The following is a 19453-nucleotide window of genomic DNA, read 5'->3' on the forward strand; positions in this document are numbered from 1 at the left end:
AGCGCACGAAGCGCTTCATCTGTTTGAAGCACGGGTACACCGGCCCCTCCACAGCCCGGGCACACACGCTGGCAGCACCGCGGCTGTTTGAAGCACGGGTGCGCCGGCCCCTCCGCAGCCCGGATTCATGAGGGTGCCCAAGAGGCTGGCATGACTGCGCCCTGACGCTGAAGCACCACAGATGACAGCTAGATAGTCATAGTTACAACTATCAACCATCTACGCTGGCTGGAAACTCGGCTTTGAGACGTCTGCTGACGTCCGGCCGACAAGGGGGCGTCGTGTCGTGGGGACGGTTCGTCGGCAGGCGTGGCGCGGTGCCCGCGGGAGTTCGGGGGCGGTTGCTCACGCCGTCGCACCGGCTGGCGGCGATTGCCGCTCTGCTGGCCGCCACCGCCGCAGGCGTGCTGGCGTGGCAGGCGGACAGCGCGGGTGCCGACGCGTCGTGCGCTGAGGCCCCCACCAATCTGACCGCGGACCTCGGCGACGACGGCACCAGCGTCGAACTGGCCTGGGAGGCGTCGATCTGCGACCCGGTTACCTATGCCGTGTACCGGCGCACCATGACCGACCCCGCCAGCCGGATGACGCTGTTCGACACCGTCGAGGGCACGGTGCTCACCTACGCCGACACCACCGTCGAGGCGGGTTCGACGTACCGATATCGCATCCGCTCCAACAATCAGGGCCGGCGGTCCGGCTACGCCGAAGTCGCTGTGCCGGAGCAGACATCCGCAGAACCGGATGCGGGCAGTTCAGAGGGACCCGACGAGCAGGCGGAACCGACCGAGCGCTCCACCTTCCCCAGAAACGTGGTCAGCCTGGTCTCCAACCGGCACCTGACAGGAGGTGGCGGCGCCGCAATAGGGGGTGTGTCTGGCTCAGAGAACAGGGCAGCGAATGCGTTCACGACCGGAAGCGCAGACGGGTACACGCTCACCGAAGTCGTGCTCCGGCTAGCCACTGTCGAAGGAACCGCGGACGCCACGGTGACCATCAACGCCTCGAATGGCAGCAGCCCAGGAGACGTGCTCTACACGCTGACTGATCCGGCGACGCTCACCCAGAACGCTGCCAACACCTTCACCGCGCCGGACAACGCCGTGCTCGAGCCGAGCACGAGCTACTACCTCGTCATAGCGAACAGCACGACCGGAGCCAACAACGAGTTTCAAGTCAGACTGGACGAGGGTGACGCCGAGACCGGCCAGTCGGGCTGGTCCATCGCCAACGGCTATCGCCTCCACCAAGCCAACAGCTCCATCGTCTGGAATCTTCAGACGTTGTCGCTCCTCTTCGAATTGAAGGGTGAGGTTCGCACCAACAACGCTGCATCGGGCGCGCCGACGATCTCGGGGACCGCGACGGTGGGCGAGACGCTGACCGCGGCCACCAGCGGCATCACCGACGCCGACGGGCTGGTTGACGTGAGCTACAGCTACCAGTGGCTGCGGGTCGACTCCATGTCGAACGAGACCGAGATCGGCAGCGACTCCTCGAGCTACACGTTGGTCGACGCCGACGCGGGCAACAAGATCAAGGTGAAGGTCACCTTCACCGACGACGAGGGCTTCGCCGAGGAACTGACCAGCGCGGCGTACCCCGCCACCGGCACGATCGCGGCCGCGACGCCCGCCAACGCCGCGCCGACCTTCGATGAGGGATCGTCGACGACCCGCTCCGTGCCCGAGAACAGCGCGGCGGGCACCAACGTGGGCGCTGCGGTGGAGGCCATGGACACTGACACCGCCGACACCCTGACCTACTCGCTGGGCGGCGACGACGCGTCGTCATTCGATTTCGAGACCTCGACGGGCCAGATCAAAACCAAGTCAGGAGTCACCTACGACTTCGAGGGCACGATCGAGTACAGCGTGGCGGTGGGCGTGCGCGACTCCAAGGACGCCGACGGCAACGCGGACACGATCGAGGATGCCTCCATCGCCGTGACCATCACGCTCAGCGACGTGAACGAGGCGCCGGAGATCACCTCGACGGGGTCGTCGCACACCTCGCCCAGCGTCGCGGAGAACACCCCGACGTCAACGGTGGTGGCGACCTACACGGCCGCCGACCCCGACGCCGCCGACAGCACCCTGACGTGGTCGCTCACCGGCACCGACGCAGGCGACTTCACCATCACCCGCAACGCCGACGGCGACGGCGAGCTGAAGTTCAAGGTGTCGCCCAACTACGAGTCGGCCGCCGACGGCGACGCGATGAACGACTACAACGTCACCGTCAACGTGCGCGACGGACGCAACGCCAGCGGCGGCTCGGACTCCGCTGTGGACGACTCGCTGTCGGTGACCGTGACGGTGACCGACGTGAACGAGGCGCCGGCGATCACCACCCGGGGGTCGTCGCACACCGCACCCAGCGTCGCAGAGAACACCCCGACGTCAACGGTGGTGGCGACCTACACCGCCGCAGACCCCGACCCCGCTGACAGCACTTTGACGTGGTCGCTCAGCGGCACCGACGCAGGCGACTTCACCATCACGCGCAACGCCGACGGCGACGGAGAGCTGAAGTTCGTCAACTCGCCGAACTACGAGTCGAAGTCCAGCTACTCGCTCACCGTCAACGTGCGCGACGGACGCAACGCCAGCGGCAACTCGGACTCGGCTGTGGATGACTGGCTGCTGGTGACCGTGAGCGTCACCAACGTGGACGAGGCCGGCACGGTCACGGTCACGGGCACGCCGGCGGGTGGCGTGGAGCTGACGGCGTCGTTGAGCGACATCGACGGCAGCGAGACCAGTGTCTCGTGGCAGTGGGCCCGGGCGGAGCCGGGGACCGATTCGTTCTCGAACATCTCGGGCGCGACCATGGCCACCTATACGCCGCAGGCGGCTGACGTGGGCAAGATCCTGCGCGCCACGGCTCGCTACACCGACGGTCACGGCTCGGGCAAGACGGCCACCAGCAGTGCTACCGGCACCGTCAGCGCCAGCAACACCAATCCGGAGTTCTCGGCCGAGACCGCGTCCCGGGAGGTGCCGGAGAACAGCGCGCCGTCGACCGCTGTGGGGGCTCCGGTGAGCACGACGGACAACGAGGGAGATCCGTTGACCTATTCGCTGGCGAGCACCGGCGACGGATCCTCGTTCACGATCGATGCGACGACGGGCCAGATCAGGACGAAGTCGGGGATCACCTACAACTTCGAGAGCTCCAAGAAGACCTACAGCGTGACCGTCAACGTGCGCGACTCCAAGGACATCGCCGGCGCCGGCGACACCGCGACCGACGACACCATCGCGGTGACCATCAGCCTGACCGACGTCAACGAACGGCCGACGATCACCAACCCTCCACGCACCGCGTCGGTGCCGGAGAACACGCCGGCTGCCACGGTGATCGTCACGTTTGCGGCATCCGACGTGGACGCGTCGGACACCGAGGAGTGGTCGGTGGAGAGCGCCGATGACGGAGCGCTGTTCGAGATCCACCAGACGAGCGGGGCGCTGACGTTCAAGGAGTCGCCCGACTTCGAAACTCGCCGCGACGCCGACGGCGACAACGTCTACAAGGTGACAGTCAAGGTCACCGACTCGGGCGGATTGAGCGCCACGACGGCGATGACGCCCCTGTTGGTCACCGTCACCAATATCAACGAGCCGCCCGAGATCACCAGCACGGGATCCACCCACACGGAGCCGTCCTTCGACGAGAACGGCACGGCGGTGGTGGCGACCTACACCGCAACGGACATGGACGCGTCGACGGTGCTGACCTGGACGCTGGAGGGCAACGACGCCGAAGACTTCACCATCACCAAGAACGCCGACGGCGACGGCGAGCTCAAGTTCAAGGTGACGCCCAACTACGAGGATCCGGCTGATGCGGATACCAACAACGAATATCAGGTGACCGTCAAGGTCACCGACAATCACAGCGGGATGCTCGAAGACACCGTGAGCGTCGTCGTCACGGTCAACGACGTCAATGAGCGCCCGGTCGTCAGCGGGGCCGTCGGGCCGTCATTCGACGAGTTCAGATTCGATCTCGACCCGTCGGACCTCGAGCCTGTGGATTACGTGGTCGCGACGTACACCGCGTTCGACGACGACCCTGACGACAGCGTGGAGTGGACGCTGACCGGCCCAGACGCGGAGCACTTCTCCGTCACGGCCGCTGGGTCGCTGTTGTTCAACATTGCGCCGGAGACCCATGACGTGACGGGTGAGCTGACGCCGAGACCGGACTACGAGCGGCCCGACGATGCCGGAGGCAACAACGTCTACAACGTCACCGTGGTGGCCACCGATACCAACGCCGACGACTCCGGACACAGCCCCCTGATGGGAACCTTCGACGTGACGGTGACCGTCACCAGCGTCAACGAAGGCCCCGTCATTCTCGACGACAACCTCGATTTCAGCTTCGCCGAGATCGCCTACGACGCCCCCCGACCAGTCCACGCCGACGATCGCATCGTCGCGTCTCTGTCGGTCTATGACGAGGAGGACGACGATGTCGACTGCTCGCTCCTAGGCGTCGACGCTGGCTCATTCTCGATCGCCGAGGATCTGGTCAATGAGCGCTGCGTGCTGAGTTTCACGTCCGGAAATGAGCCCGACTATGAGAACCCCGTCGATGACGGCGGCGACAGGGTCTACGACCTCCAAATCGGCGTAAGCGCCGGCCGAATGGGTCCGGACTATGACGTGACGGTGACGGTGACCGATGTGGACGAGACGCCCGAGGTGACCGGCCCCGCGGATCAAAACTCGTTCCAGGAGACGGAATACGACTCGTACGAACCGGGCATGGAACCTGATGTTGTGGTGGCGACGTTCGAGGCCCGCGACGAGGAAGGCGAGGTCATCGACTGGACGCTGTCGGGTGAGGACGCAAACGATTTCGACATCACCAAGAACGCGGCAGGCGAAGGCGTGGTCACCTTCAAGAACCCGCCGAACTACGAGCAGCCCACCGACGGGCCGGCTGATCAGAATTCCGACAACGTGTACAAGTTCACGGTGGAGGCGAACGACGCCGCTGATCCCGACGCCAAGACAGGCTCGTGGAACTATCAGGTGACGGTGATCGATGTCAACGAGCGCCCGGAGTTCACCGGGACGCCCCCGACGGCGATCACCTATGACGAGAACGACACCGTGGTCGTGGCGTCCTACAGCGCTCGTGACGAGGAGGGCGGTGTGACGTGGTCGCTCACCGGCACCGACAGTGGTGACTTCTCCATCGACAGCGGCGGCACCGTCACCTTCAACAGCACGCCCGACTGGGAGGATCCCGATGACGACGGCGGCGACAACGTGTACCAGTTCACGGTGGTCGCGACCGATGTGGAGCTGATGACATCGCCCCGTCGGGACGCCCGCCGGGAAGTGACGGTGACGGTGGCCGACGTAGAGGAGCCGGGCGCCATCGAGGTGAGCAACCTGAACCCGTCGGTGGCTGATCTCGATGCCATCCTGTTCACGCTGTCGGATCCCGACGGAGGGATCGTGCTGGCCGCGGGCGTTCTCTCGTGGAGAATCGAGCGGCGTCTGCCGATGCAGGGCTGGGAGACCATCGTCACGGGCGGTCCGTTGTCGCTGACGACGGGGTACGGACCCGATGAGGACGACACCGGCTATGAGATCCGGGCGGTGGCGACCTACACCGACCGGCGGGGGTCGGGCAAGACCGCGGAGAGCGAGCCGACCGCGGCCGTGACCGCGGACCCGATCGTCAACGCTCCCCCGCGGGTGACTGCGGGCACGTGTGACGTGCCCGAGGGGCCGGGGGGCCGCAACATCTGCAGCCCGACGTCGGCCACCGACCGCGACGGCGACTCACTGACATTCGCTCTGGCAAACGAGGCCGACGCCGCCAGGTTCGAGGTGCATGCGTCCTCGGGGCAGCTGCGCGCCATAGCGGCGCTGGACTTCGAGACGACGGTCGGGCCGATTCTGGTGCCGGTGCATGTGGCTGACGGCCGTGACGCCGACGGCAACGTCGAGACTGATTTCGTCGCCGACGTATCGGCCACCTTCGCCATCAACATCCTCGACGTGGAAGAGGACGGCGTGGTGACGCTGTCCAACACCGATCCGGCCGTGGGCGACACGGTGACGGCGTCGCTGTCGGACGGCGACGGCTCGATCAGCAGCCTGGGGTGGCAGTGGGCGCGGTCGGTGAACGGTCGCACCAATTGGGTCAACATCACCGGCGCCGCCTCGCCGAGCTACAGCGTGCGCCAGCACGACGCGAACTTCTTCCTGCGCGCCACCGCCTCCTACGACGACAACCGCGGCGACGACAAGCGGGCTGAGTCGGTGACTGCACAGCCCGTGTTCAGCGACAACCGGCGGCCCAGCTTCCCGTCAACTGAGTCCGGCCAGCGCACCGTGACGGAGAACGCCCGAGGCGCGAACGTCGGCGCGCCGGTGACCGCGATCGATCCCGAGCGCGACCGCCTGACCTACTCGCTCGATGACACGGACGCCGACGCGGCTGCCTTCACCATCGTGCAATCGACGGGCCAGATCCGCACCAAAGAGCCGCTGGACTTCGAGTCGAAGTCCAGCTACACGTTCACCGTCGAGGTCCACGACGGCAAGGACGGCCAAGGCAACGCGTCGACGGCCGTCGACGACACCGTGGACGTCACGGTGACCGTCGTCAACGCTGAGGAGCCCGGCGAGATCACCCTGACCACCCTCACGGCCACCATCTCGGCCCGGGTGCGGGTGACTGCCATGCTGAACGACCCCGACGGCTCGATCAGCAACCTGACCTGGCAGTGGACGCGCTCGCCCAACGGCCGCAGCGGTTGGGTCATCATCGGCGGCGCGACAGGGCCGCAGTACACGCCCACGCTGGAAGCCGACGCCGGCAACTTCCTGCGAGCCACCGCCACCTACACCGACGGCCACGGCACCGAAACGAATACCGCCGAGAAGGTGTCGACCCGGGTCGGCCAGCCGCCGCCGATCAACGCCGCGCCCGCGTTCGGTGCGACAGAGGACGGACGCCGCAGCATCGCCGAGGACGCCGGCAGCGGCGACCCGATCGGCGACCCGGTCGCAGCCGACGACTTCAACAACGACACCTTGTCCTACAGCGTCGGCGGCGCCGACGCGGCCTCATTCGACATCGACGCCAGTACCGGGCAGCTGCGACTGGCATCGGGCGTGCAGCTCGACTTCGAGACCAAGCGGAGCTACCGGGTGGTCGTGTCGGTCAGCGACGGCGCCGACCCCAACGACGACCCCGACAACGCCGTCGACGACACCATCACCGTGACCATCACGGTGACCGACGTCAACGAGGCCCCGGTGCTCACCGGCGACACCAGTCCCGTCGTCGCCGAGAACACGAGGTCTGCGGTCGCGACCTTCCGCGGCGCCGACCCCGAGCGCGACACGCTCGACTGGACGGTCAGCAATGACGCGTTCTGGATCTCGGGGCAGGGCCAGCTCTGGTTCGTATCGCCGCCCAGCTTCGAGGACGGCACCTCCCACCGGGTGACGGTCGAGGCCACTGATCCCGAGGGGCTGTCGGACACGCTGGACATCACCGTCACCGTCACCGACGTCGAAGAGCAGGGAACGGTGCGCGTCACTCCGCTGCGAGGCTGGGTCGGCACCCGGTTCACCGCGACGCTCACCGATGACGACGGCAGCACCAGCGGCATCATCTGGCAATGGTCGAGGTCGCGCAGCCGCTCAGGCGGGGACGACATTCCCAATGCGACCTCGGCCAGCTACACCGCCACCGACGACGACATCGGTCACTTCCTGCGGGTCACCGCCTCCTACAGCGACCGCCGCGGCAGCAACAAGGAGGCTTCTGCCGCGCTCACCGCACGTATCGCCGGCGCCGTTGAACGACCGTCGTCCAACACCGCGCCAGAGTTCGCCGACACCTCGGTCACCCGCTCGGTCGGCGGGGGCACCGCGCCGGGACGCGCTGTCGGCCCGCCGGTGCGAGCCGAGGACGCCGAGAACGACGATGTGTTGAGCTACGCCCTGTCCGGCGTCGACGCGGAGCTCTTCGACATCGACCCGGCTACTGGCCAGCTGCGCACCAAGGGCGTCCTCGATCCCGATGTGCAGAACACCTACACCGTGGTCGTGGAGGTCAACGACGGCTTCGACGGCAGCTATGACCCTTCCGACAGCACCGACGACACCGTCGAGGTCACCATCGCCATCACCGCGCTCAGCACACAGCGGGGCACTTTCGGTGGCGGCTTCGGCGGCGGCTCGGGAGGCGGCGGCTCGGGAGGCGGCGGTGGCGGCGGAGGAGATCTCGACATCGGCGTCGCCACGTTCGTGGTGGCAAACGGTTGGAGTCCGGCCGATGTGGGCACCGCGTCGGTGCTTGCTGCGAGGACCCTCGGCGCAGTGGTGCTCTACACGGCCGGAGACGAGCTGTCCCCCGAGACCGCTGAGCTGCTGCGCGAGGCACAGCCCGCCCAAGTGCTCATCGTGGGCGGCACCGCTGCGGTATCCACCGGCGTGCGCTCCCAGATTCGTGCCGCGTCGGGGGACTCGGGCTTGGTGCGCATCACCGGGCAGGACCGCGCCGACACCGCTGCGGCGGCGGCGCGCCGCGTCCTCGGCCTGCCACCGGACGCGGGATCAGTGACGCTGGTGATCGCGAATGGCTGGTCGCCGCCGGACATCGGCGCGGCAGCAGCACTCGCGGCGCGCAGCGGCCGTGCGGCGGTCGCGTACACCCAACGCGACGCGCTGCCCGAGCCCACTGCGGCACTGCTGCGCGACTACGAGATCGCGCGGGTGTTCATCGTGGGAGGCACCGCCGCGATCAGCGACGCCGTAGCTCAACGGATCGCCGTCCTGGCGCCTGATGCAACAGTGACGCGACTCGTCGGCACCGACCGCATCGACACCGCCGCTCAGGCCGCGCGGCGAGTGCTCGGCAGCGCCTTGGGCGCACCCCGGGACATCACCCTGGTGATCGCCAACGGCTGGTCTCCTCCCGACGCAGGCGTGGCAGCCGCCTTCGCCGCCGCGACCGACAACGCCGCCGTCGCATACACCGCACGCGACACCCTGCCCGACGCCACCGCAGCGCTCATACGCGACTACCGGCCCGCCCGCGTGATCATTCTCGGCGGCAGAGCCGCGGTCTCCGATGATGTGCGAACTGCGATCTCCCAGGTCGCAGCCGACACAACAGTCATTCAGCGAATCACCGGCGACACCCGCACCGACACCGCCGCCCGCGCCGCCCATCGAATTCTCCGAGGCCCCTGACCGGCAGCCCGCACTCCCACCACCGCGCTGTGTTCCCGGCAGCTAGCGGAAGGTGAGCCCCCGCCGACGGCGCCGACCACGCAGCGCAACAACAGTCACAACAACAACGATGAAGCCAAGAACAATCCACCAGATCACCGCGATCCGAACCCCCCGGGAAGCCCGCTCGGCCAACCGCTCGGCCTCCGCCTCAGCCGCAGCAAGCTCAGTGTCCAACAGCTCGCCGGAGACGCGCAGCTCCCGAACTCCCCCCTCGTTCAGCGTCATCACGCCCTCGGCAGGCAAGCTCCCAGCCCCTTGAGGCACGGTCGCACGCACCACCAGCGTCACCAGCTCGTCGAGCGGCGCCCCCGCCCGCGCCTCGATCTCGGGGATCGGCAGCCCGAACAGCTCGCCTTCCAAGGCATCAGCGGTGGCCGGATTCACCAGCCCGGCCGCCGGACGGTCCAAGCCGACGGTCACCGTCAGGTCGTAGATCACGTGTGCCCCGTCACGCGAACCCGCAAACGTCGCTGATCGGAACAAACCCGCTGAGCCGTCCGCCGGCCGGTCGATCTCAGCGAGCACCGCTGCCAGCTCGGCGGGCGACGAGAAACGCTTGGATGCCGCCACCCGGAGGCGCTCGCCCGCGGGCGTCTGCTCGCCGAACTGCCGGATGTCCCAGCCGACCAGATCGTCGGTCACGATGATCTCGCCCAGATCGGGCACCCACCGCATCACCTCTTCATCGAAGGTGACCTCGACGGTGACCTTGCCGGCGCCGTCATGCGCGATGTCGATGTCGACGACGATGTCAGCCCGGCAGCCCGCCGCCAGCACCAGCACGCCGAGAAGCACGAGCGCGGCGCCGAGCATGCGACGACGCGGGTTCTGGCAAGCCCTAGACCCCGGCGAACCGCACGCAGGTGTTCGCCGGAACACGCTTACTCGGCGGCTGCGGCCTCTTCGAGCTCGATCGGCCCGGGGTCGAAGCCCTCGATGGCACGGAACACGATCTCGTCGTCTTCGACGTCGACCACGATGATCTCGCCGGCGTGGAACTCCTTGTAGAGGATCCGCTCGCTGAGGGAGTCCTCCACGTGATGCTGCAGCGCACGGCGCAGCGGCCGGGCGCCGAGCTGCGGGTCGTAGCCGGTGCGGGCCAGCCATTCCTTGGCGGCATCGGTGAGCTCCAGCCCGAGGCCCTGCGCCCGAAGCTGGTCAGAGGTGCGCTTGATCATCAGGTCGACGATCTGCACCACTTCTTCGATGCTCAGCTCATGGAAGACGATGGTGTCGTCGATGCGGTTCAGGAACTCCGGCCGGAAGTGCGCCTTGAGCGCATCGTTGACCTTCTCCTTCATCCGGTCGTAGCTGGCGTCTTCATCGGCGGTCGCGAAGCCGACACGCGCCTTGCGCAGGTCTGCGGTGCCCAGGTTCGACGTCATGATGAGCACGGCGTTGCGGAAGTCGACCGAGCGCCCCTGCGCATCGGTCAGCCGGCCCTCTTCCAGGATCTGCAGCAGCGTGTTGAACACGTCCGGGTGGGCCTTCTCGATCTCGTCGAACAGCACCACCGAGAACGGCTTGCGGCGCACTGCTTCGGTGAGCTGGCCGCCCTCGTCGTAGCCGACGTACCCGGGCGGGGCGCCCACGAGCCGGCTCACCGTGAACTTGTCCATGTACTCGGACATGTCGAGGCTGATCAGCGCGCCCTCGTCGCCGAACAGGAACTCGGCCAGCGTCTTGGCCAGCTCGGTCTTGCCGACACCTGACGGGCCCAGGAAGATGAACGATCCGCCTGGCCGCTTGGGGTCTTTCAGGCCGGCGCGGGTGCGGCGGATGGCCTGGCTGACGGCCTTGATGGAGTCGTGCTGGCCGATGACCCGCTTGTGCAGCTCGTCTTCCATCTTGAGGAGCTTCTGGGTCTCCTCCTCGGTGAGCTTGTACACCGGGATGCCGGTCCAGATGGACAGCACCTCGGCGATGCCCTCTTCGTCGACCTCGTCGAACAGGTCGTGGCCTTCGGAGCGAGCCTGGGCCATCACCTCGGTGCGCTGCTCGAGCAGTTCCTTCTCCTCGTCGCGCAGCGCCCCGGCGGTCTCGAAGTCTTGCGACTCGACCGCCTGCTTCTTGCGCTCGGTGACATCGGCCAGCTTGGTCTCGATCTCCTTGAAGTCGGGCGGGGTCGACATGCGCTTGATGCGCAGGCGTGACCCGGCTTCGTCGATGAGGTCGATGGCTTTGTCGGGCAGGTGACGGTCGGCGATGTAGCGATCGGCCAGGTTGGCCGCGGCCACGAGCGCCTGGTCGGTGATGGTGACCCGGTGGTGCTGCTCGTAGCGGTCGCGCAGCCCCTTGAGGATCTCGATGGTGTGGCTGAGCGTGGGCTCATCGACGGTGATCGGCTGGAAGCGGCGCTCGAGCGCGGCGTCCTTCTCGAGGTACTTGCGGTACTCCTCGAGCGTGGTGGCGCCGATGGTCTGCAGCTCGCCGCGCGCCAGCATGGGCTTGAGGATCGACGCGGCGTCGATGGCGCCTTCGGCAGCGCCGGCGCCGACGAGGGTGTGCAGCTCGTCGATGAACAGGATGATGTCGCCGCGGGTGCGGATCTCCTTGAGGACCTTCTTCAGGCGCTCCTCGAAGTCGCCCCGGTAGCGGGAGCCGGCCACCAGCGCACCGAGGTCGAGCGTGTAGAGCTGCTTGTCGCGCAGCAGCTCGGGGACGTCGTTGTTGACGATCTTCTGGGCGAGGCCCTCCACGATGGCGGTCTTGCCCACACCGGGCTCGCCGACGAGCACCGGGTTGTTCTTGGTGCGGCGCGACAGCACCTGCATGACGCGTTCGGTCTCGCGCAGCCGGCCGATGACCGGGTCGAGCTTCTTGGCCCGGGCATCGGCGGTCAGGTTGCGCCCGAACTGGTCGAGGACCAGCGAGCCGCTCTGGCCGCCCTGCTCGCTGCCTTGGCCGGATGAGGCGCCGACGGTCTCGCGGCCGCCGCTCGAGCCGCTGTAACCCGAGAGCTGCTGGATGACCTCTTGGCGGACTTTCGACAGGTCGGCGCCGAGCTTGACCAGCACCTGCGCGGCGACGCCCTCGCCCTCACGGATCAAGCCCAGCAGCACGTGTTCGGTGCCGATGTAGTTGTGGCCGAGCTGCAGTGCCTCGCGCAGCGACAGCTCGAGCACCTTCTTTGCGCGCGGCGTGAAGGGAATGTGCCCGCTGGGCGACGAGCTGCCCTGCCCGATGATCTCTTCCACCTGGCTGCGCACGGCCTCGAGCGAGATGCCCAGCGACTCGAGCGCCTGGGCGGCCACGCCCTCGCCCTCGTGGATCAGCCCCAGCAGGATGTGCTCGGTGCCGATGTAGTTGTGATTCAGCAGGCGCGCTTCCTCTTGCGCCAACACCACCACTCGGCGAGCCCGATCGGTGAAGCGTTCGAACACTGGGCCTCCTGGTCTGAGCCTTGCACCCCGTCCTGCACAGAGCGCCGAAGGTCTCCTGAGCGCAGTGTAACGATGCCCTGCCGCATCGCTCCCTCATGATTCTGGGGCTGCTCGCGCCCGCCGAGGGCCGCGCGCCACGAGTGCGGCAACAGCGCCGCTGTCGTTTACGGTGGCGCCGTGGCGCCCCTTTCCCCGTTGCAGACCCGGCCCGCTGCCGAGGCTGACTTGGCCCGTGTGGAGGCCGCCTTGCGCGCTGCGGCGGTCACCGGCGACGAGTTCCTCACCGAGGTGACCTCGCACCTGATCCCTGCGGGCGGCAAGCGGCTGCGGCCCGCGTTCGTCATCGCGTCAGCGCTCGCGATCGATCCCGACGGCGCTGCGGCCGATGCGGTCACCGAAGAGATGGTGTGCGGCGGCGTTGCGGTGGAACTGGTGCACCTGGGATCGCTGTACCACGACGACGTCATGGACGACGCAGAGACCCGCCGCGGCATCGAGGCGGTGAATCACCGCTGGGGCAACCTGAAGGCGATCCTGGCCGGCGACTTCCTGCTGGCCAAAGCGTCGGAGCTGGCGGCGTCGCTGGGCACCGAAGTGGCCGCGCTGCTGGCCGCCACGATCGGTCGGCTGTGCGAGGGCCAGGTGCGCGAGCTCCAGCTGATCTATGACCGGAGCCGCACCGAGGACCAGTATTTCCTGGCCATCCAGGGCAAGACCGCCGAGCTGTACGCGACGTCGTGCCGTATCGGCGGGCTGGTGGCCGGCGTCGACGGCGAGACCCTGGACCGCCTCACCAGCTTCGGGCTCGCCTACGGCATGGCATTCCAGATCGTCGATGACGTGCTCGACCTGGTTGCCTCCGACGAGGAGCTCGGCAAGCCCTCGGGCAACGACTTGCGCGAGGGCGTGTACACGCTGCCGGTGATCCGGATGCTGGCGGACGGGCAACCGGACGGTGAGCGCCTGAGCGAGCTGCTCGGCGAGCCGCTCGACGACGACCGGCGGGATCGGGCCCGGGCGATCGTGGTGGACGGCCGCGAGATCGCCAGCTCGGTGCAGACCGCGCAGCGCTACGTGACTGCAGCCCTCGATGCGCTGACGCCACTGCAGACCACACCGGGGGTGGTCGGGCTCCGTGCCGCAGCGTCGAACCTGCTCAGCGCGCTGCCCGTGTCCGCTGGGGCTGGCGCAGCCGCGGGCGCTGATTGAGCGTGGCCGGGGCGCAGATGCCGCCGGGCTGGCCGATCCGGCGCCGCTACCGGCATGGCTGGTGGGATCCCGGCCGTGGACCGTGCTGGCAGTGGGGATCCCGCACGTTCGTGATGGGCATCATCAACGCCACCGACGACTCGTTCTCCGGCGACGGCGTGGCCGATCGACTCGACGAGGCGCTGGCGCTGACACACGAACTCACTGACGGCGGGGTCGACATCATCGACATCGGCGGCGCCTCCAGCCGTCCGGGCGCAGAACCCACGCCCGTCGAGGTGGAACGCAAGCGTGCGGTCCGGGTGATCGAGGCCGTTCGCGCCGAGCTGGACCGCACCGGTGCTGATGTGCCGATCTCGGTGGACACGACCTGGGCCGAGGTTGCCGGTCCCGCCTTCGATGCCGGCGCCACGGTCGTGAACGACATCACCGGCTTTCGACTCGATCCCCGAATGGCACCGCTCGTGGCCGAGCGCGGTGCCGCGGCCGTGCTCATGCACAACCAGCGCGGCCGGCCGCACACCGACCTGATCGCCGACGTGACCGCTGGGCTCAAGGCCAGCCTCCAGATCTGCGCCGAGGCCGGCGTGAGCAGCGATCGCATCGTGGTCGATCCCGGGTTCGGCTTCGGATTCGGTGTCTCGCAGAACCTCGAGATGATGCGCCGCCTGCCCGAGCTCTGGGCGCTCGAGCTGCCCATGCTCATCGGCACGTCACGCAAGTCCACCATCGGTGCGGTCACCAACGCCGAGATCGACGACCGCCTGTTCGGCACCGCCGCCACGATCACTGCCGCCATCTGCGCAGGGATCGACATCGTGCGTGTGCACGACACCGCCCAGATGGCTCAGGCGATCCGGATGACCGACGCCATCGTCCGCCCCGCCCGCTAGGCGCTGGCGGATCAGCGGTCGACTGGTGCGACTGTGCCGTCGGGCATGAGCTGGGTGCGGGTGCCGTCGGCGGCTTCGCCGTAGAACGTCGACTGATCCGACGCCTCGAGCGTGGCCAGCATGGCCGGCAGCGGCTCATCGACGCTGCGCAGGAACTCGATCACCAGATCGGGACCGAGATGGTCGAGCATCTCGAAGGGGCCGTGCACCCAGTTGAAGCCCCAGCGGATGGCGTTGTCGACGTTGGCGATGTCGTCGGCGATCTCGGGCACCAGATCGGCCGCGTAGGTCAGCGTGCCGCCGAAGACGTGCCGGGCGAGCTCGCCCTGGACCGAGTCGGCAAACAGCACTGCGCCGAGGTCAGCGGGCACGCCTTCGAGATCGGGTGGCACCGCAACGCGCCATTCTCCGGTGACGAGATCGAAGGTCTCGGCCTTGCGCGATCCGTCATCCAGCTTGGTTCGCCGGCTGAATCCGCCGCCGGTCTTTCGCCCGAGCTGGCCGCGGTCGGCCATCGCTTGTTCCGCCTCGGGAAAGGCAGTGAAGTCGAGCCCGCGGTCGCCCGGCGGCAGGTTCTGGGCCAGGTTGGCGCCCACCAGCTCCATCACATCGAGGCCGATGAGATCGATGAGCCCGTACAAGCCGGTCGGGGGCAGTCCGATCGGCGCGCCCAGCACGGCGTCGATGGTCTCCTGGGTCATGCCGTCTGCCAGGAAGGGCTTGGCCACGTGCAAGCCCCTCAGCATGAAGAAGCAGCCGATGCGGTTGCCGATGAAGTTGACCGTGTCCTTGGCGTGGACGACGCCTTTGCCGAGCCGCTCGGCGCCGAAACGTGCGAACGCGTCGATCACCTCCGGCTCGGTGTCTTCGCCGGGCACCAGCTCGAACAGCTTCATCACCCGCACCGGGTTGAAGAAGTGGGTGATCGCCACGTCGCGGCGGAACCGCTCGCTCATGCCCTCGGAGATCTGGCGCAGCGGAATGCCCGAGGTGTTCGACGAGATGACCGAGCCGTCGCTGCGCGCCGCTTCGAGTCGCTCGAACAGCTCGCGCTTGGTGGCGAGGTCTTCGATGACTGCCTCGCACACCCAGTCGTAGCCGGCGATGTCGTCGAGCCGGTCATCGACCGTGCCGATGCTGACGAGTCCCTGGGCGTCCGCGTCGACGCCGTCCAGCGCACGCTGCGCCGCGGCGGGATCAGCGTCGAGCACGAGCACCCGGCACCCCGCAGCTGCGGATGCCGCGGCGATGCCGGCACCCATGGTGCCTGCGCCGATGACTGCTACTGAGTCGATGCGCCTCGCAGGCTCGGCCGTATTGATTTCGCTCATCGCCCCTGCCTACCGGGTGCCGGCGACTTCGCGGCCGATGATCTCTTTCATGATCTCGGTGGTGCCGCCGTAAATGGTCTGGATCCGGGCGTCCGCGTAGGCCTTGGAGATCGGGAATTCGCTCATGTAGCCGTAGCCGCCGAACAGCTGCAGGCAGCGGGTGATCAGCCGCAGCTGCATCTCGGTCACCCACCACTTGGCCTCGGCAGCATCGGTCGCGGTCAGCTCGCCGGCGTTGAGCGCCTCGATCTGGCGGTCCACGAACACCCAGGCGATGTCCAGCTCGGTCTTCATCTCGGCCAGTTCGAAGCGGGTGTTCTGGAATGAGGCGATGGTCTGCCCGAAGGCCGTGCGCTCGCCGACGTAGTCGACCGTCCAGTCAAAGGCAGCCTGCGCGTGCGCCACGCCGCCCACAGCGATCGACAGGCGTTCCTGAGGCAGGTTCCGCACGAGGTGCAGGAACCCGTTGCCCTCGCCGCCGAGCAGGTTCTCTTCGGGCACGAACACGTCGTCGAAGAACAGCTCGGCCGTGTCCTGCGACTTCAATCCCAGCTTGTCCAGGTTGCGGCCCCGCTCGAAGCCCTCCATGCCCTCCTCGAGCACGATCAGCGACATTCCCCGGTGCTTCTCGGTCGGGTCGGTCTTGGCGGCCACGATCACCAGGTCGGAGTTGATGCCGTTGGTGATGAATGTCTTGGCGCCGTTCACCACGTAGCCGTCGCCCGAGCGCACCGCCGTGGTGGTGATCGAGGCCAGGTCGGAACCGGTCGCCGGCTCGGTCATGGCGATGGCGCTCATCAGCTCGCCGCTGGCGAGGCCCGGCATCCAGCGCTCGGCCTGCTCGTCAGTGCAGAGGTTGATGAAGTACGGCAGGCAGATGTCGTTGTGCAGCGTCATGCACTGCCCCGAGCTGGCCGCGCCCGACGCGTGGACTTCCTCGTTGACGATGGCGTTGTAGCGGAAGTCGGCAACCCCGCCGCCGCCGTATCGCTCGTCGACGGCGGTCGCCAGCAAGCCCACGTCTCCCGCCTTACGGAACATGGCCTTGTCGATCTTGCCGTCGGCTTCCCACTTCTCGTGGTTGGGGACGATCTCGCGCTCCACGAAGGCTTTGGCCGTCTCGCGGAACATCTCGTGCTCTTCGTCAAAGATGGTGCGCCGCATACGGGGAGCGTATGTGGCTGCGCAGCTAGCGTCACGGGCCGTGACTCAGCAGGACTCGTCGAGCAGACCGGGCACCGCCATCGGGCCTGGGCACGACTGGAGCGCGGTCGAACGTGCCGCTGCCGCGATGCGACGGCTGAACCGGGCACTGGCGAATCGGCGGGTCGACGACGAGGTGCTCGACGAGATCACAGCAACGGTGGAAGCCACTGCCGATCGGCTCGAGCAGGGCACGCTGCGGGTGAAGCTCGACGACATGCTCTCGCGGCCCTATCTCCGCGAGATCTATGAGGGGCAGTACTTCCCGCTGCCGCTCGAGTCCGGCGACGAGATCGAGTTCGACCCGTTCTCGATTGGCGGCGGCACGCTGCATCCGGCCTCGGTGGACGTGCGGTACTTCAAGGAGTCCGACGAGGCCGTCACCGGCGAGGCCGTGGTGGACGCCATGTTCGCCGGGCCGCCCGAGCGCACACACGGCGGCGTGGTGGCGCTCATCATCGACGAGCTGATGGGTGCGCTGAACCGCATGCGGGGCCGCCAGGCCTATACCGGCCGGCTCACCGTCCACTATCACGCAGCGACACCGATCGGCGAGCCGCTGCTGCTGCGAGCGTGGGTCGAATCCACATCGGGCCGCAAGATCGTCCAGCATGCCGAGGTGCACGGCCCCGAAGGACTCTGCGTCAAGGCCGAGGGGCTGTTCATCCTGCGCAAGGACGCGCCGCCGATCCCCGAGACTCAGTCCTGATCTGCCGCCATCGAGACGGCGGCCAGGCGGCTCAGCAGTTCAGCGCTGCCGATGCGCTCGCAGTCCTGGTCGGCGACCGCGGCCAGCTCGCCGAGGGTGACCAGTTCGGGTGCCAGCTCGGCCAGCGGGTCGAGCACGAATCGGCGCTCGCGCAGGCGAGGGTGCGGGATCTGCAGCTCGGGGTCGCGCATCTCCGCGTCGCCGAACAGCAGCACGTCCACGTCCAGCGTGCGCGGTCCCCAGCGCTCACTGCGCACCCGCTGCGCCGCGGCTTCGAGGGCCTGGCAGCGGGCCAGCAGCTCGTACGGACCATCGGACACGGCCAACTCGGCCACGAGGTTCAGGAACTCTGGCTGCTCGGGGCCGATCGGCGCGCTGCGGTACACGCCCGAGACGGCGACCAGCACGCCGGCGGCATCCAGCGAGTCGAGGGCAGTTGCCAATTGTGCGGCGGGATTGCCGATGTTCGCGCCCAGCCCCACGAACGCCCGTGTGCGAGACGACGCGCCGATTGCGCTCACGCCGAGCGGCGAGTGATGCGCACGCCGCTGGTGCCGAGGTCGGCCGCAACGGGCGGGCGGAGCTTGGTGACAGCGACCGTGGCGGCGGTCACGGCGTCGATGCCGCACAGCTCGGTGGCGATCAGCTCGGCCAGCCGTTCAAGCAGCTGCGGCTGCGCGTCGCTGCAGAGCGCCACGATGCGGTCGCATACTGCGCCGTAGTCGACGGTGAGGCTCAAGTCGTCGGTGGCGCCCGCCTGGCTCAGGTCGGCGTGGAGATCGACGTCGATGCTGAGCGGCTGCGGCGCGGTGCGCTCGTACGCCAGCGCCCCGATCACGCACGTCACCCGCAGATCGCGCAGCTCAATGCGGTCGGGCGCTGTCATGGCGGGGCTCAGCTCGTGATGCCGTGGCCGGGCAGGAGGCTCAGCGCCACATCGACCACTCGCCGCCCCTCAGGGCCGACTCGCTGACCGAAGATCCGCTCGGTGATGGCCGTGGCCTGAGGACCGGTGGGCACCTTGCCCGACAGCAGCAGATACGACGCCACGAAACCGCACACGTCCTCGCCGACGCGCTCCTTGTGCAGGATGACGCGCTTGCGCTCGCCGGCCAGCCGCTCCAGGTCGTCATGGACCGACTGCAGGTACTCGCCCAAGTCGTCGAAGGCGGGCCACGGCCGGTGCAGGTAGGGCATGTCCAGCTCGTCGTAGTTGTGCAGGTTGTGCGGCGCAGAGATCAGCGACACGACGATGTCGAACTCGTGTCGACGCAGCCAGATGATCTCCTCCTGACGGCGGACGCGCCGGTGGCTGGCGCCATATCCGCCGGGACGCTCGCACACCGCCAGGCGGTCGGCGACGACCCAGTTGAAGTTGCGGGGCTGAATGCCCTCCGCCCACTTCCCTCTCATTGCTCGCCGTCCCTCGGAGCGTCAGCGACGC

At 67.9% G+C, this 19453-nt stretch carries 11 protein-coding genes; 4 read left to right on the forward strand and 7 right to left on the reverse strand.

Going from position 1 to position 19453, the window contains the following annotated elements:
* Positions 1-281: 281 nt before the first annotated feature.
* A complete protein-coding gene (locus tag ACOGI5_RS03450) occupies positions 282-9239 on the forward strand; it encodes a cadherin domain-containing protein (protein WP_419863076.1) in 8958 nt (2985 codons plus the stop codon).
* A 42-nt stretch (positions 9240-9281) separates the two neighbouring features.
* On the opposite strand, the gene ACOGI5_RS03455 is transcribed toward ACOGI5_RS03450, so the two are convergent.
* Positions 9282-10094, reverse strand: a complete 813-nt coding sequence (locus ACOGI5_RS03455) for a hypothetical protein (protein ID WP_419863077.1) — start codon at positions 10092-10094, stop codon at positions 9282-9284.
* A gap of 68 nt (positions 10095-10162) precedes the next feature.
* The gene (locus tag ACOGI5_RS03460) at positions 10163-12664 is read right to left on the reverse strand and encodes an ATP-dependent Clp protease ATP-binding subunit (protein ID WP_419863078.1); all 2502 of its coding nucleotides are present in this window, start codon (positions 12662-12664) and stop codon (positions 10163-10165) included.
* Positions 12665-12841: 177 nt separating this feature from the next.
* Between ACOGI5_RS03460 and ACOGI5_RS03465 the strand changes: the two genes are divergently transcribed.
* Entirely contained in the window at positions 12842-13873 is a 1032-nt protein-coding gene (locus tag ACOGI5_RS03465; protein WP_419863079.1) for a polyprenyl synthetase family protein, read from the forward strand.
* A 2-nt stretch (positions 13874-13875) separates the two neighbouring features.
* Positions 13876-14766, forward strand: a complete 891-nt coding sequence (folP, locus tag ACOGI5_RS03470) for a dihydropteroate synthase (RefSeq protein WP_419863080.1) — start codon at positions 13876-13878, stop codon at positions 14764-14766.
* 11 nt (positions 14767-14777) lie between these two features.
* On the opposite strand, the gene ACOGI5_RS03475 is transcribed toward folP, so the two are convergent.
* Complete coding sequence (locus tag ACOGI5_RS03475) at positions 14778-16097, reverse strand: 3-hydroxyacyl-CoA dehydrogenase family protein (protein ID WP_419863081.1); 1320 nt, start codon at positions 16095-16097, stop codon at positions 14778-14780.
* A 9-nt stretch (positions 16098-16106) separates the two neighbouring features.
* Complete coding sequence (locus ACOGI5_RS03480; RefSeq protein ID WP_419863082.1) at positions 16107-17261, reverse strand: acyl-CoA dehydrogenase family protein; 1155 nt, start codon at positions 17259-17261, stop codon at positions 16107-16109.
* A gap of 40 nt (positions 17262-17301) precedes the next feature.
* Between ACOGI5_RS03480 and ACOGI5_RS03485 the strand changes: the two genes are divergently transcribed.
* Entirely contained in the window at positions 17302-18009 is a 708-nt protein-coding gene (locus ACOGI5_RS03485; protein WP_419863083.1) for a PaaI family thioesterase, read from the forward strand.
* On the opposite strand, the gene folK is transcribed toward ACOGI5_RS03485, so the two are convergent.
* The 3 genes from folK to ACOGI5_RS03500 are packed head-to-tail and all read right to left on the reverse strand — an operon-like array spanning position 18000 to position 19422.
* Positions 18000-18530 carry a 2-amino-4-hydroxy-6-hydroxymethyldihydropteridine diphosphokinase gene (gene folK, locus ACOGI5_RS03490; protein WP_419863084.1) on the reverse strand — a complete coding sequence of 177 codons (531 nt, stop codon included), beginning with the start codon at positions 18528-18530 and terminating at the stop codon, positions 18000-18002. The genes ACOGI5_RS03485 and folK overlap by 10 nt on opposite strands.
* Positions 18527-18895, reverse strand: coding sequence for a dihydroneopterin aldolase (gene folB / locus ACOGI5_RS03495; RefSeq protein WP_419863085.1), 369 nt, complete (start codon positions 18893-18895; stop codon positions 18527-18529). Before folB ends, folK begins: the two co-directional genes overlap by 4 nt.
* A gap of 8 nt (positions 18896-18903) precedes the next feature.
* The gene (locus ACOGI5_RS03500; RefSeq protein WP_419863086.1) at positions 18904-19422 is read right to left on the reverse strand and encodes a hypothetical protein; all 519 of its coding nucleotides are present in this window, start codon (positions 19420-19422) and stop codon (positions 18904-18906) included.
* Between the last annotated feature and the right edge of the window lie 31 nt (positions 19423-19453).

Origin of the sequence: Candidatus Poriferisodalis sp. (genome assembly GCF_965208925.1) — a bacterium.
Lineage (GTDB): Bacteria > Actinomycetota > Acidimicrobiia > Acidimicrobiales > Poriferisodalaceae > Poriferisodalis.

Bases quoted from the DNA above. Each gene is read 5' to 3' on its own strand.
- ACOGI5_RS03455 (WP_419863077.1), bottom strand. From the start codon at position 10,094: ATGCTCGGCGCCGCGCTCGTGCTTCTCGGCGTGCTGGTGCTGGCGGCG.
- ACOGI5_RS03475 (WP_419863081.1), bottom strand. From the start codon at position 16,097: ATGAGCGAAATCAATACGGCCGAGCCTGCGAGGCGCATCGACTCAGTA.
- ACOGI5_RS03480 (WP_419863082.1), bottom strand. From the start codon at position 17,261: ATGCGGCGCACCATCTTTGACGAAGAGCACGAGATGTTCCGCGAGACG.
- folB (WP_419863085.1), bottom strand. From the start codon at position 18,895: ATGACAGCGCCCGACCGCATTGAGCTGCGCGATCTGCGGGTGACGTGC.
- ACOGI5_RS03500 (WP_419863086.1), bottom strand. From the start codon at position 19,422: ATGAGAGGGAAGTGGGCGGAGGGCATTCAGCCCCGCAACTTCAACTGG.